Raw genomic sequence first — 13,399 nt, forward strand, 5'->3', positions numbered from 1 at the left:
AATTTAGAAGAATTCCGAGCAGATAAGCATATATTATATGTCATTTGGTAATACTACTAATACGAGTCAGGAGGTGAAAGGAATTGATGAAAAAAGTAGTACACTTATTTTTTATTATTTTAGGAGGTACCATGGGATATCTTTATATTCCAGAAATCGTCCAGCTGTTAAATGTTGCAGAATCAAGCTGGCTAACTTCATCTATCTTGGGAATGATTGTTGGAGCTATTATATTTTTTATCTTGTCTTATTTACTAGTAAACTATATTGTAAATTTCTTTCGTTGGGTGGAAGATGCACTGGTCAAATTACCAGCCATGGATTTATTTTTTGGCAGTATCGGGTTAATTGTCGGTCTAGTTATAGCTTACTTTGTTAATATGCCGTTTCAAGATATGAGTATTCGTATTTTCTCACAGGTCTTGCCGCTGTTCATTATGATTATACTTGGTTATTTAGGATTCCAGGTTGGCTTTCGCCGTCGTGAGGAATTTATGAATATACTCAAACCGGCGAAAAAGGACAAGCGCCGCAGCGGCGAGGAAGAGGACACAGATGCGGGTACGCAAAGCTTAAGCCCCAAAATTTTGGATACAAGTGTGATTATTGATGGGCGAATTGCTGATATTTGTCAGACTAACTTTTTAGAAGGAACCATTGTGATTCCGCAGTTTGTTCTTGGTGAATTACAGCATATTGCAGATTCATCGGACGCGCTGAAGCGAAACCGCGGCAGACGCGGTTTAGATATTTTGAACAGAATTCAGAAAGAGCTCGCTGTAAAAGTAGAAATTTATGAAGGCGATTTTGAGGATATTCCAGAAGTAGACAGCAAATTGATCAAATTGGCAAAAGTCATTGATGGCATTGTAGTTACGAACGATTTCAATTTAAATAAAGTATGTGACTTCCAGGGAGTGCCTGTTTTAAATATTAATGACCTGGCCAATGCAGTGAAGCCGGTCGTTCTTCCAGGGGAAGAACTGCATGTGCAGGTTATCAAAGACGGGAAAGAGCATAATCAAGGTGTTGCCTATTTAGATGACGGGACGATGATTGTAGTGGAAGAAGGCAGAGATTATATCGGCAAAAATATTGAGGTTGTTATTACGAGTGTTTTACAAACCTCTGCGGGACGGATGATCTTTGCAAAACCAAAATTACTTGAAAAAGCGTTGTAAAAAGGGTATAACTGATAAAGGATAAAAAAAGTGATAACATATATATGTTATCACTTTTCGTATAGAGCTTGTTTAGGAAGATAAGGGGAGGAATTCCTTTTATAAAAGATGTTTCAAAAGATTTCTATCAGATCTTTTGAACAGGTACAAGGCAGGCAGCGATGATATATAAACAATGAAGGAGGCATTTTAAATGAGTAAGGAAGTTCGCGTACGTTATGCACCTAGTCCAACGGGTCATTTACACATTGGTAACGCTCGTACAGCTTTATTTAATTATTTATATGCAAAACATTTTGATGGAAAATTCATTATCCGCACAGAAGACACAGATGATAAAAGAAACGTAGAGGGCGGCGAAGAGAGTCAATTAAAATATTTAAAATGGCTCGGCTTAGAATGGGATGAAGGTGCCGATATCGGCGGTAATTATGGTCCTTATCGCCAGACAGAGCGCTTAGATATCTATCAGAAGTTTGTAGATGAACTGCTTGAGCGTGATTTAGCTTATAAATGCTATATGACAGAGGACGAGTTAGAGGCAGAACGGGAAGCACAGCGTGCAAATGGACAAGTCCCTAAATACGCCGGGAAACATAGCAACTTAACAGAGGAAGAAATTCAGGGCTTTGAAGCAGAAGGCAGAACGCCAAGTATCCGTATTCGTGTTCCTGAAAATAAAACATACACGTTCCAAGACATTGTCCGCGGTGAAATCACGTTTGAGTCCAGTGATTTTGGCGACTGGGTCATTGTAAAGAAAAACGGAATTCCTACCTATAATTTCGCTGTGGCTATCGATGATCATTTGATGGAAATCACCGATGTATTGCGCGGGGAAGAGCATATTTCCAATACACCAAAGCAAATGATGATATATGATGCGTTTGGATGGACAGCACCGCGTTACGGGCATATGACGTTAATTCTGAATGAAGAGCGTAAAAAGCTGAGTAAACGTGATGAGCACATTCTGCAGTTTATTGAGCAATATCGTAATTTAGGCTATTTGCCGGAAGCGATGTTTAACTTCATCAGCTTGCTTGGATGGTCTCCAGTTGGCGAAGAAGAGATGTTTACACAGGATGAACTGATTACTATATTTGATCCAGAGCGTTTATCTACGTCTGCCGCTATTTTTGACCAGCATAAATTGAAATGGATGAACAATGAATATATTAAAAAAGCAGATTTAAGCCGTGTCATCGATCTAGCGTTACCGCATTTAATCAACGCGGGCAAGCTTCCAGAGAATATGGATGAGAAGACGCGTGTATGGGCGGAAAATGTAATTAGTCTATATCGTGAACAATTGCGCTACGGGGCAGAAATCGTTGAATTGACAGAGCTGTTCTTCCAGGAGGATATTACCTATGGTGAAGCAGAACGGGAAGTTTTAGGAGAAGAGCAGGTGCCTGAAGTATTGCAAGTGTTCACAGATAAATTAATTCATTTAGAGTCGTTTGATAAAGATTCGATTAAAGCGCAGTTTAAAGCAACCCAAAAAGAAACAGGACATCGCGGTAAAAAACTCTTTATGCCGATACGGGTTGCAACAACAGGACAAATGCACGGTCCAGAGCTTCCGTTTGCTATCGAATTGCTGGGGAAAGATGTTATCGTGAAGCGTCTTGATAAATTATTAAAGGAAATGGGAGCTTAATAGTTCACATTTCTTGTGTAATATAATATATTATCTTTATAAGTTTCGCCTATGTTATGATAGCTATGAAAATCAAATAAATTTAAATCGTTGAAGAGGTAAAGTAAAAATGAATTTCTTACACAGAGAGAGTCACAGTTGCTGCGAGTGACTTTAAGATTTCTTTTTGAAGTGCGCCTCAGAGTCTATTGTGGAACATAAAGTACATGGTAGCGGTTCTCTGCCGTTAACAGAGCAAAGGGGAGAAAGATATTTTTTTCTCTAAACAGAGTGGAACCGCGCTAAAAAGCGTCTCTGTGTTTTCAATAACACAGAGACGCTTTTTTTATATCTAATCAAAGAAAAGATGAATTCATTTTTACTTCATTAGGCAGTAATCGATTTTGCTAACTAATTTAAACAGAAGGGGCTGTATATAGTGGTCTTTCGGAAAATGAAGGAGGATATGGATGTTGTTTTTGAACAGGATCCAGCCGCCCGCACGTATTTTGAAGTTATGTTAACTTACTCTGGTGTACATGCGATTTGGGCGCATCGTATCGCACATTGGCTGTATAACAAAAATCTGAAATTCTTGGCTCGTTTTATTTCGCAATTCTCTCGTTTTATAACTGGTATTGAAATTCATCCTGGAGCCAAAATAGGAAGAAGATTGTTTATTGACCATGGCATGGGCGTGGTTATCGGGGAAACCTGTGAAATAGGTGATAACGTCACTATTTTCCAAGGAGTAACACTCGGCGGAACGGGAAAAGAACAAGGGAAACGGCATCCTACCATTGAAGACAATGCGATGGTTTCAACAGGGGCAAAGGTGCTTGGAGCCATTACGATTGGAGAAAACTCGAAAATCGGGGGCGGCTCAGTGGTATTAAAGAATGTTCCTGCTAACGCTACAGTCGTCGGTGTTCCTGGGCAGGTTGTTGTTCAAGATGGAATACGCCTGAACAGAGACCTGGATCATCAAAATATTCCAGATCCAGTTGCAGAAAAATGCAAAAGCCTGCAAGAGCAAATCGAGGAACTGAAAGCAGAAATGGAGCATTTAAAGAAAGGGAGAATGAACAACCATGACGATTCAAATATATAATACGCTAACGAGACAGAAGGAAGATTTCAAACCCATTGAGCCTGAGAAAGTGTCTATGTACGTATGCGGTCCGACGGTATATAACTATATCCATATCGGAAATGCACGTCCGGCAATTGTATTCGACACGGTTCGCAGGTATTTTGAATATCGGGGATATGAGGTCAACTATGTCCTCAACTTTACTGATGTAGACGATAAAATTATTAAAGCAGCCAAGGAAGCAGAAGAGGAAGTCGGTGCATTGGCTGACCGGTTTATCGATGCGTATTTAGAAGACGTGGGCGCATTAGGCGTCAAAAAAGCAACGAAAAATCCGCGTGTCATGGATTCGATGCAGGAAATTATAGCGTTTATCAAAGAATTGATAGACAAGGGCTATGCTTATGAAGCAGAAGGAGATGTTTATTTCAAACCGCGTTCCTTTAAAGGGTATGGAAAGCTTTCTCATCAGTCTATTGACGAATTACGTTCTGGTGCACGAATCCAAGTAGGGGAGAAAAAAGAGGATCCGCTGGATTTTGCTTTATGGAAAGAAGCAAAAGAGGGAGAAATTGCGTGGGAAGCGCCATGGGGCAAAGGACGTCCAGGCTGGCATATTGAATGCTCAGCAATGGCTAAGAAACATTTAGGAGATACCATTGATATCCATGCCGGGGGACAGGACTTAACTTTTCCGCATCATGAGAATGAGATTGCACAATCGGAAGCACATAATGATACCACCTTTGCGAACTACTGGATGCATAACGGCTATATTAATATCGATAATGAAAAAATGTCGAAGTCACTTGGTAATTTTGTGCTGGCACGTGATTTAATAAATATGCATGACCCGAAAGTGCTGCGTTTCTTTATGCTTTCTGTTCACTACCGCAATCCGATTAACTTTACAGAAGAGCTATTACAAAGCGCAAAAACAAGTTTGGAACGCATTGAAACAGCTTATCATAATTTAGGGCATCGACGCCAAACAAGCATGGATTTAAGAGGAGATAACAAGGAATGGATAGACCGTATTGAAGAGCGTACAAAACGGTTTGAAGCAGAGATGGACGATGACTTTAATACAGCTAATGCAATTTCTATTCTGTTTGATTTATCTAAAGAGGCGAATGTCTATGTCCAAGAGGAGCAAACGGCTAAAGAAGTCATTGATGCTTTCCGTGAAGCCCTTGCTTCGATGCTTGGAGTATTGGGAATTGACATTGAAAATGAACAGGAAGAATTACTGGATGAAACGATTGAAGCATTGATTGCAGAGCGGAATGAAGCCCGGAAAAATCGTGATTTTGCCCGTGCGGATGAAATACGCGATCAATTGAAACAGGAACAGATTATCTTAGAGGATACGCCACAAGGAGTAAGATGGAAAAGAGGTAAATAATGAAAGCCAGTGATGTCAGGCAAATGAAAAGTCTCGCTTTAGCCTATATCGGCGATGCGATTTATGAGGTGTATGTGCGCGAACAATTATTAGAGCGGGGAACCATTAAACCGAATCAACTACATCAGGCAGCGATTCGTTATGTATCCGGTAAGTCACAGGCAAAGGTTATCCTCCATTGGCTGGAACAGGATGCCTTTTTAACAGAAGAAGAGAGCAGAGTGGTCATCCGGGGGAGAAATGCAAAATCAGGCAGTATTCCTAAAAATATTAATGTACAGACGTATCGTTATAGTACAGCGTTTGAAGCGTTGATTGGCTATCACTATTTATTAAAAAATGAACAGAGACTGCAGGAATTGATGACGCAAGCAATGGATTTTCTAGAAGAAGGGAGTGCTTAAAATGACGCAGGAAAAGGAATGGATTATGGGCAAGAATCCCGTAATCGAAGCATTGAAATCTGGCCGTTCTGTTAATAAGGTTTGGATATCCGAACAATTGCAGGGAGCGGCTGCGCATAAAATACAGCAGCTTGCCCGTGAAGCAGGAGCAGTGGTTCAGAAGGCTCCGAGGTCGAAGCTGGATAAGATGCAGGAGGGGAATCATCAGGGAGTGATTGCTTCCGTTGCTTCTTATCCCTATGCCTCGCTGGAAGACCTTTTTGCCAAAGCGGAGGAAAGAGAGGAGGCTCCTTTCTTTATTTTGCTGGATGAATTAGAGGACCCGCATAATCTGGGATCTATTTTACGTACGGCGGATGCAACAGGGGCACATGGAGTAATTATCCCGAAGCATCGTTCCGTGGGTTTAACCGCAACGGTAGCGAAAACAGCAGCGGGAGCGTTAGAGCATATTCCTGTTGCCAGAGTGACCAATATAGCGAATACCATTGATGAACTTAAGGAAAGAAATGTATGGATTATTGGCACGGAAGCGGAAGCAGATGAAGATTACCGGCAGCTGGATGGAACGCTGCCTCTCGGATTAGTTATTGGAAATGAAGGAAAAGGAATGAGCCGCCTCGTGCGAAAGAAATGTGACTGGACGGTGAGCCTGCCGATGGTTGGACAAGTATCCTCCCTAAATGCCTCTGTTGCATGCAGTTTACTTCTTTATGAAGTGCTCAGAAAGCGTCTGCCGCTGGGGAGTGCTTAAATGGTTGTATTAATTGTAGATGGCTATAATATCATCGGTGCGTGGCCGGAGCTTGAGCAGCTGAAGGAAAAAGATATTGGACAGGCAAGAGACCGGCTTATTGAACTCCTTGCAGAGTATCAGGCATTTACCGGAGACCGCGTGATTGTCGTCTTTGATGCTTACTATGTTCGTGGAATTGAATCGAAAGAAGAAAAACATAAAGTGGAAGTAATCTACACAAAGGAAAAAGAAACTGCAGATGAATGTATCGAAAAGCTCGTGAAGACCGTAAAAAATATCCAAACGCAGGTGTATGTTGCAACGTCCGATTATGCAGAGCAGCGTACTATTTTCGGACAGGGTGCGCTGCGTAAGTCTGCAAGAGAGCTGCAGATTGAGATGGATGATATGAACCAGGAAATCCGTATAAATCTTGAGGTGCATCAAAAAGAAAAGCCTGCTGTTAAAATTCCGATAAACCAAGAGTTACGAAAACGGTTTGAAGAGATGCGCCGCGGGAAATAGAATAATACATGGAAAGTATAATAGACTGGAATGCCTCTCAGCCAGTTCATGAGAAGTGTTCCTGTCCATGTCGCTCCGAACAAACATGGCTTTGACGAAAAATATTTTTAGATAGGAAATAAAAATACAGCTTGAGAGCATGGCAGGTAAGCAGTTCACGTTTTTTTAGACACTCATTCATTAGGTGAAAAGTCTTAGTGATTTTCACGAAAACGACAAATTACGACTGCTTCTGTCATAAAAGGGTCGTTGACGATATTTCGGCTCGTCTAGTATAATAGTGCCTATCGTGGATATATTTGGAGATATCGATTTAGGAGGGGATTGTTGGTGAATGGTGGGCAAATCAATACACGCAGCAAGAAACTGGACAAGCTAGAAGATATTAATTTGCTGGAATTAATCGATCAAGGTGACAGTTATGCATTGGACCTCCTGATACATCGGTATTTAAATTTTGTACGGTTAAAAGCAAGAACCTACTTTTTGGTCGGCGCAGACAAAGAAGATATTATTCAAGAGGGAATGATTGGATTATATAAGGCTATCCGTGACTTTGATCTGGAGCAGCCAACTTCTTTTAAAGCATTTGCAGAATTATGCGTGACCAGACAAATTATTACGGCGATTAAAACAGCAACGAGGCAAAAACATCTCCCCTTAAATTCGTATGTCTCTTTAGATAAGCCAATCTATGAGGAAGAATCTGACCGGACATTGATGGATGTCATCTCCAGTCCAGAGGACAGCGACCCGGAGGAAACGCTTATTAATCGGGAAGCGTACGGAGCAATGGAATTTAAATTATCAGAATTGTTGAGCGGATTGGAAAAACAGGTGCTGCAGCTATATTTGGACGGCTGTACCTATCAAGAAATTGCTGAACAATTAAATCGCCATGTAAAATCAATTGATAACGCTTTAGTACGGGTGAAACGAAAATTAGAAATCCTGCTTGAAGAGAATGGGGTTACCATTTAAAACGCTGTTATCTGCCTGTAGATTTTAGAGAGGAAATCAAAGAAGTATATATGTGGAATTACCGGACTTCCTCCTTTTACATCTAACAAAATAAAATATTTATTTTTTAATAAAGCGCAGCGCCAGTAACGGAATAAATGCTTTTAAACAAACATTTTATCTTATCCTGTATAGAAACGGGAGAGAATGTCGTGCTTTTGAAAAGAGTGATAACATTGACATAATGATAGCGAAGTGCTATGTTAATATAGTCTATGTCCCTATGTATGGGGGTGGAAATTATGAGCAAAAAGATTGTCTTATCATGTGCAGTATGTTCTAGCAGGAACTATTCAACGAACAAAAACGCAGCCAATCAATCGCAGAGATTAGAAGTGAACAAGTTCTGTAAACATTGCCAAACACATACGCTGCACCGTGAGACCAAGTAGATATAGATTGATGGATAGATTCGCGTAAGTTCGGGGGGAAAGAGATAAAATGTTTAAGTTCTTAAAGAATGTTTCCAATGAAATGAAGAAAGTAAGCTGGCCAAAAGGGAAAGAACTAAGAAACTATACCTTTGTGGTAATTTCTACAGTTATCTTTATGGCAATATTCTTTTTCGTTGTTGATTTAGGCATATCAGAATTTTTAGATGCATTTTTTGAATAATTCCTTTATAATGCAGGTATAATGAAAAGAAGAAAAAGTCAGTGAAAACCCGATTTATGCGGGTTTTTTAAATTGGATAAGAAAAGCGGAGAGCGCCTGCTAAAAACGTAGAGATTGCGCCCCGAACTTTGGGGTGGTTCGACCTTAGTCGAACTTCCTTTGCTTAAAGAGATAAAGGAAACACGGTGAGGTAACGAACCGATGTTGACTTTCACCCGCAGGGCATAAGCGCGACGTGAAATCTCTAAAGTTTGGCGCTCGGAGCTAGATAAAAAAGCTATCGTTTATTCATGAAGAGGAGGGGACAGGACAGTTATTGTCCGATATAAATGGAAAAGAATTGGTATGTGGTTCACACGTATTCCGGCTATGAGAACAAAGTGAAAATGAACCTTGAAAAAAGAGTAGAGTCCATGGGCATGGAAGATAAAATATTCCGTGTAATTGTTCCGGAAGATGAAGAAGCAGAGATTAAAGACGGCAAGAAAAAAATGGTGAAGAAAAAATCTTTCCCAGGCTATGTTTTAACAGAAATGGTGATGACAGACGACTCGTGGTACGTGGTACGAAACACTCCTGGCGTTACCGGATTTGTAGGCTCCAGCGGACACGGCGCAAAGCCGACACCGATATTGCCGGATGAAGTAGACGTTGTGCTGAAAAGAATGGGTGTCAGCGAACCAACTGTTCAAGTTGACTTTGAGATCAAAGAAAGCGTTCGTGTCACAGATGGTCCATTTGCAGATTTCACAGGAACGATTGAACAAATTGATACAGATAAACAAAAACTGAAAGTACATGTGAATATGTTTGGAAGAGAGACACCAGTTGAACTGGATTTCTCCCAAGTAGACAAGCTTTCATAAGTCTTTCAGACCAGCAAGAATGTGACAGCAGTATAGACAAGTTCTGCGGAGTAAGGTATTTTCAAGAATCAAGGCTTGCTTTTTTCACAAATTCATGCTAAGATTCTTTTGTTATTCTTGTTCTCAATTAAAAGGGGAACAGGAAATGAGTGGGAGGGTAAATAAAATAAGAGACCCTATTACCACATCACGGACTTTAAGGAGGTGTGTCTCGTGGCTAAAAAAGTAATCAAATTAGTAAAATTGCAAATTCCTGCGGGAAAAGCAAATCCAGCACCACCAGTTGGGCCGGCTCTAGGTCAAGCAGGTGTTAACATTATGGGATTCTGTAAAGAATTTAACGCTCGAACACAAGAACAAGCAGGTTTAATTATCCCTGTAGAAATCACTGTATTCGAGGATCGTTCATTTACATTTGTTACAAAGACTCCGCCGGCAGCAGTGCTACTTAAAAAAGCAGCTGGAATCGAGTCTGGTTCAGGTGAACCTAACAAAACAAAAGTCGCTACTGTAAAACGCGACCAGGTAAAAGAAATCGCTGAAACAAAAATGCCGGATTTAAATGCAGCTGATGTTGATGCGGCAATGCGCATGGTTGAAGGTACTGCGCGCAGTATGGGAATCACCATCGAAGACTAATTCGGTATTCCGTAGACAAACGTTTTGTAGTTAAAAGGTTGCGGCTGTTTTCATCCGCAGCCTTATTCGGGAGAAGAATAAATCGATAGATGATTCACATGCTGGACAAGAGTGATTCTCTTGTCTCGTGGGAGGTACAACCGTTATAACCACAAAAGAGGAGGATATAATTAATATGGCTAAATATGGTAAAAAACATCAAGAAGCTTTAAAGCAGATTGATCGTACAAAAGCATATGAAATAAAAGAAGCTGTAGAGCTTGCAAAAAAGACTGCAAAAGCAAACTTTGATGAATCAGTAGAAGCTGCTTTTCGTCTTGGTGTAGACCCTAAAAAAGCAGATCAACAAATCCGCGGGGCAATGGTTTTACCGCATGGTACTGGTAAAACACAACGCGTTCTTGTATTTGCTAAAGGTGAGAAAGCGAAAGAAGCAGAAGCTGCTGGTGCAGATTATGTTGGAGAAGAAGATTATATTAATAAAATCAACCAAGGCTGGTTCGATTTTGATGTGATTGTTGCTACTCCGGATATGATGGCTCAAGTAGGTAAATTAGGTCGTGTTTTAGGACCAAAAGGTTTAATGCCAAACCCTAAAACAGGAACAGTAACTTTCGAAGTAGAAAAGGCTGTTCAAGACATTAAAGCCGGTAAAGTAGAATATCGTGTTGATAAATCTGCTAACATTCATGTTCCAATCGGGAAAATTTCTTTCGATGAAGAGAAATTAGTAGAAAACTTTACTGCTCTTGCTGATCAACTTGTAAAAGTGAAACCTCAGGCTTCTAAAGGAACCTACCTTAAAAATGCTTCTATTGCATCTACAATGGGGCCAGGAATCAAAGTTGACGTTTCAAGCTTCCGTTAATTAGTAGTTGACTTTTAAGCCAATGTTCGATATACTAATTTTCGGTTTCATAAAATCGAATGTTATACCGTAGACAGCAGGGGCTCATCAGAGCTTAATCATCCAGCCGAGGTGTTTATTTATAGAAGGGCAAACCGACTTTGCCAATCTAGAGTAAGCTCTCATGTCTGCATGAGAGCTTTTTTAATAGAAAAGCACGTTCGAACGGTGTAATAATAGGGACTGTTATTAGGAGGTGGAAAGATGTCAGGGATTATTGAACAGAAGAAACAATTAGTAGAGGAAATCGCAGAAAAGTTTCGTAATAGCCAATCTGCAGTAGTAGTAGACTATCGTGGACTTGACGTTGCAGAGGTTACTGCATTGCGTAAAGAGCTCCGCGAAGCAGGCGTTGAATTTAAAGTATATAAAAATTCAATGGTTCGCCGTGCTGTAGACGCTGTAGAGCTGAGTGAACTTAGTGAAGTCTTAACTGGACCAAACGCCATTGCATTCAGTGAAGATGTAGTAGCTCCAGCTAGAATCTTAAACAACTTCAGTAAAGACCACGAAGCCTTAGAAATTAAAGGCGGTGTTATTGAAGGAAGCGTTGCTTCACTTGAACAAATCAAAGAGCTTGCAGACCTGCCAAACTACGAAGGTATGGTATCTATGCTGCTTAGCGTACTTCAAGCTCCAATCCGCAACTTTGCTTATGCTACAAAAGCTGTTGCAGAGCAAAAAGAAGAACAAGGTGCATAATACACCAAACGGTTTAATTATAAAAACAAACTTATTATTAGGAGGATTTTAATCATGACAAACGAAGAAATGATCAGTACAATTAAAGAAATGACTGTACTTGAATTAAACGATTTAGTAAAAGCTATCGAAGAAGAGTTCGGCGTAACAGCTGCTGCTCCAGTTGCTGCAGCAGGTGCTGCTGGCGGCGGTGCTGCTGAAGAAGAAAAAACAGAATTTGACGTTGTTCTTAACGATGCTGGTGCATCTAAGATCAAAGTTGTTAAAGCAGTTCGTGAAATCACTGGACTTGGCTTGAAAGATGCGAAAGACTTAGTAGATAACGCTCCTAAAGCAATTAAAGAAGGAGCATCTAAAGAAGAAGCTGAAGAAATTAAAGGTAAACTTGAAGAAGCTGGTGCTTCTGTAGAAGTTAAATAATTTAGCAAATATAAGAAAAAGAGCTCGTCGTATTTTAGGCGGGCTCTTTTATCACGAAACCATAAAGGTCACTTTTGTCACTAGAAAAAGTTCAAGTTTATATACGAGAATGTTTTTTAGTTGAACAGGTGACCTTTTTTTAAAAAAGAAAATATTTGGGTTGTTTCTATTAGATGTAAGTTGGTGTTGCTGGCTCAAACATCGTCCTATCATAAGGAAGTGTACGATTGCGGCCCAGGTATTTTTCTTAATTCATATAAAGTGGGTGCGGATCCATATGACAGAGCATTATTATTCTAAACAGCCACAAGCAAAATCGCTGCCGCAAAGCTGGTCTTTTGACCTGCGGGGGAAGACGTTTCAATTTACGAGTGATGTTGGTGTCTTTTCAAAAAGTGAAGTGGATTTTGGATCAAGGGTGCTTATTGAATCTTTTCAGGAGCCCGAGGTTGATGGACCAATATTAGATGTGGGATGCGGGTACGGTCCAATCGGATTATCTTTAGCCTCCGACTTTTCAGACAGACACATTTTTATGGTTGATGTGAATGAACGTGCTGTGGAATTGGCCCAAAAAAATGCAGAAATCAATAAAATCTCCAATACAACCATTCTTCAAAGTGATTTATATCAGCAATTAAATGAAAAAACATTTGCTTCCATTGTAACAAACCCGCCGATACGCGCCGGTAAAAAAGTGGTGCATGCTATTTTTGAAGAAGCCTGGGGTCATTTATCCAATCATGGAGATTTATGGGCGGTTATTCAGAAAAAGCAGGGAGCTCCATCTGCGAAAGATAAACTGGAAGAGATTTTTGGCAATGTAGAAGTAGTTGCAAAGAAAAAAGGTTATTTTATATTACGAGCGAAAAAGTTTGACTAATAAATGGGGATATGCTAAGATTGGAAGATGCTAAGATTAGGGTACGTTTGCCTAGCGCATTTTTCCAGGCTGGACGTATAAAATCTTTATAAATGGGAAAGGCTTGTAGAATCGGGAAAAACAAAGGTTCGACAAATCGCTTTTCTATAGTTTATCAAAATTCTTTCATCTGCACAATCTAAAATCACAACATCCTTGGAAAGGCTATATTTTTCAATGAGCGAAAAGAAAGTTTTATCTTTAAGAAAAATAAGCCGTAGAGAGGGAAAGTGATAAAGGATGCAAATGATAGGATAATGAGTTTATAGTTTTATTTTTTAAAGAACAGATGATTTATTCAGACGTTCTTTTAAATATGAGT

Annotated in this window: 16 protein-coding genes and 2 other annotated features; all 16 genes read left to right on the forward strand. The window is 40.0% G+C overall.

The window, feature by feature from the left end; translation table 11 throughout:
- Nucleotides 1-83 precede the first annotated feature (83 nt).
- Nucleotides 84-1,181 carry a PIN/TRAM domain-containing protein gene (locus ACFO3P_RS01710; RefSeq protein WP_042530729.1) on the forward strand — a complete coding sequence of 366 codons (1,098 nt, stop codon included), beginning with the start codon at nucleotides 84-86 and terminating at the stop codon, nucleotides 1,179-1,181.
- A gap of 193 nt (nucleotides 1,182-1,374) precedes the next feature.
- Complete coding sequence (gene gltX, locus ACFO3P_RS01715) at nucleotides 1,375-2,844, forward strand: glutamate--tRNA ligase (RefSeq protein WP_042530731.1); 1,470 nt, start codon at nucleotides 1,375-1,377, stop codon at nucleotides 2,842-2,844.
- 81 nt (nucleotides 2,845-2,925) lie between these two features.
- Nucleotides 2,926-3,143 (forward strand) — a binding site (T-box leader).
- A gap of 134 nt (nucleotides 3,144-3,277) precedes the next feature.
- Entirely contained in the window at nucleotides 3,278-3,934 is a 657-nt protein-coding gene (gene cysE, locus ACFO3P_RS01720) for a serine O-acetyltransferase (RefSeq protein WP_042535862.1), read from the forward strand.
- Nucleotides 3,915-5,321, forward strand: coding sequence for a cysteine--tRNA ligase (gene cysS, locus ACFO3P_RS01725; protein WP_042530733.1), 1,407 nt, complete (start codon nucleotides 3,915-3,917; stop codon nucleotides 5,319-5,321). The genes cysE and cysS overlap by 20 nt, the downstream gene beginning before the upstream one ends.
- Nucleotides 5,321-5,725 carry a Mini-ribonuclease 3 gene (locus ACFO3P_RS01730; protein WP_042530735.1) on the forward strand — a complete coding sequence of 135 codons (405 nt, stop codon included), beginning with the start codon at nucleotides 5,321-5,323 and terminating at the stop codon, nucleotides 5,723-5,725. The genes cysS and ACFO3P_RS01730 overlap by 1 nt, the downstream gene beginning before the upstream one ends.
- 1 nt (nucleotide 5,726) lies before the next feature.
- The gene (gene rlmB / locus ACFO3P_RS01735; RefSeq protein ID WP_193064164.1) at nucleotides 5,727-6,479 is read left to right on the forward strand and encodes a 23S rRNA (guanosine(2251)-2'-O)-methyltransferase RlmB; all 753 of its coding nucleotides are present in this window, start codon (nucleotides 5,727-5,729) and stop codon (nucleotides 6,477-6,479) included.
- Nucleotides 6,480-6,986, forward strand: coding sequence for an NYN domain-containing protein (locus ACFO3P_RS01740; RefSeq protein ID WP_042530739.1), 507 nt, complete (start codon nucleotides 6,480-6,482; stop codon nucleotides 6,984-6,986). It abuts the gene before it with no gap.
- A gap of 327 nt (nucleotides 6,987-7,313) precedes the next feature.
- On the forward strand, nucleotides 7,314-7,967 hold the full coding sequence (sigH, locus tag ACFO3P_RS01745; protein WP_042530741.1) for an RNA polymerase sporulation sigma factor SigH: 654 nt from the start codon (nucleotides 7,314-7,316) through the stop codon (nucleotides 7,965-7,967).
- Between the two features lie 266 nt (nucleotides 7,968-8,233).
- Entirely contained in the window at nucleotides 8,234-8,398 is a 165-nt protein-coding gene (gene rpmG / locus ACFO3P_RS01750) for a 50S ribosomal protein L33 (RefSeq protein ID WP_256705463.1), read from the forward strand.
- A gap of 49 nt (nucleotides 8,399-8,447) precedes the next feature.
- Nucleotides 8,448-8,621: a preprotein translocase subunit SecE gene (gene secE, locus ACFO3P_RS01755; RefSeq protein ID WP_042530743.1), complete on the forward strand. Its 174-nt coding sequence runs from the start codon at nucleotides 8,448-8,450 to the stop codon at nucleotides 8,619-8,621.
- Between the two features lie 329 nt (nucleotides 8,622-8,950).
- Nucleotides 8,951-9,487, forward strand: a complete 537-nt coding sequence (gene nusG / locus ACFO3P_RS01760) for a transcription termination/antitermination protein NusG (protein ID WP_042530745.1) — start codon at nucleotides 8,951-8,953, stop codon at nucleotides 9,485-9,487.
- Between the two features lie 213 nt (nucleotides 9,488-9,700).
- The gene (rplK, locus tag ACFO3P_RS01765) at nucleotides 9,701-10,126 is read left to right on the forward strand and encodes a 50S ribosomal protein L11 (protein ID WP_042530747.1); all 426 of its coding nucleotides are present in this window, start codon (nucleotides 9,701-9,703) and stop codon (nucleotides 10,124-10,126) included.
- Between the two features lie 175 nt (nucleotides 10,127-10,301).
- Entirely contained in the window at nucleotides 10,302-10,994 is a 693-nt protein-coding gene (gene rplA / locus ACFO3P_RS01770) for a 50S ribosomal protein L1 (protein ID WP_193064165.1), read from the forward strand.
- Between the two features lie 49 nt (nucleotides 10,995-11,043).
- Nucleotides 11,044-11,188, forward strand: a sequence feature (ribosomal protein L10 leader region).
- A 49-nt stretch (nucleotides 11,189-11,237) separates the two neighbouring features.
- Nucleotides 11,238-11,735, forward strand: coding sequence for a 50S ribosomal protein L10 (gene rplJ / locus ACFO3P_RS01775; RefSeq protein WP_193064166.1), 498 nt, complete (start codon nucleotides 11,238-11,240; stop codon nucleotides 11,733-11,735).
- Between the two features lie 54 nt (nucleotides 11,736-11,789).
- Entirely contained in the window at nucleotides 11,790-12,155 is a 366-nt protein-coding gene (gene rplL / locus ACFO3P_RS01780; RefSeq protein WP_289585305.1) for a 50S ribosomal protein L7/L12, read from the forward strand.
- Between the two features lie 277 nt (nucleotides 12,156-12,432).
- Nucleotides 12,433-13,038: a class I SAM-dependent methyltransferase gene (locus ACFO3P_RS01785; RefSeq protein ID WP_193064167.1), complete on the forward strand. Its 606-nt coding sequence runs from the start codon at nucleotides 12,433-12,435 to the stop codon at nucleotides 13,036-13,038.
- The last annotated feature ends 361 nt before the right edge of the window (nucleotides 13,039-13,399 follow it).

The sequence above is a fragment of the Oceanobacillus aidingensis genome (assembly GCF_042654105.1).
Taxonomy (GTDB): Bacteria; Bacillota; Bacilli; order Bacillales; family Amphibacillaceae; genus Oceanobacillus; species Oceanobacillus oncorhynchi.

Coding starts and splice junctions, on each gene's coding strand:
- gltX (WP_042530731.1), top strand. CDS start 1,375: ATGAGTAAGGAAGTTCGCGTACGTTATGCACCTAGTCCAACGGGTCAT.
- cysE (WP_042535862.1), top strand. CDS start 3,278: ATGAAGGAGGATATGGATGTTGTTTTTGAACAGGATCCAGCCGCCCGC.
- cysS (WP_042530733.1), top strand. CDS start 3,915: ATGACGATTCAAATATATAATACGCTAACGAGACAGAAGGAAGATTTC.
- ACFO3P_RS01730 (WP_042530735.1), top strand. CDS start 5,321: ATGAAAGCCAGTGATGTCAGGCAAATGAAAAGTCTCGCTTTAGCCTAT.
- rlmB (WP_193064164.1), top strand. CDS start 5,727: ATGACGCAGGAAAAGGAATGGATTATGGGCAAGAATCCCGTAATCGAA.
- ACFO3P_RS01740 (WP_042530739.1), top strand. CDS start 6,480: ATGGTTGTATTAATTGTAGATGGCTATAATATCATCGGTGCGTGGCCG.
- rpmG (WP_256705463.1), top strand. CDS start 8,234: ATGGGGGTGGAAATTATGAGCAAAAAGATTGTCTTATCATGTGCAGTA.
- secE (WP_042530743.1), top strand. CDS start 8,448: ATGTTTAAGTTCTTAAAGAATGTTTCCAATGAAATGAAGAAAGTAAGC.
- nusG (WP_042530745.1), top strand. CDS start 8,951: ATGGAAAAGAATTGGTATGTGGTTCACACGTATTCCGGCTATGAGAAC.
- rplA (WP_193064165.1), top strand. CDS start 10,302: ATGGCTAAATATGGTAAAAAACATCAAGAAGCTTTAAAGCAGATTGAT.
- rplJ (WP_193064166.1), top strand. CDS start 11,238: ATGTCAGGGATTATTGAACAGAAGAAACAATTAGTAGAGGAAATCGCA.
- rplL (WP_289585305.1), top strand. CDS start 11,790: ATGACAAACGAAGAAATGATCAGTACAATTAAAGAAATGACTGTACTT.
- ACFO3P_RS01785 (WP_193064167.1), top strand. CDS start 12,433: ATGACAGAGCATTATTATTCTAAACAGCCACAAGCAAAATCGCTGCCG.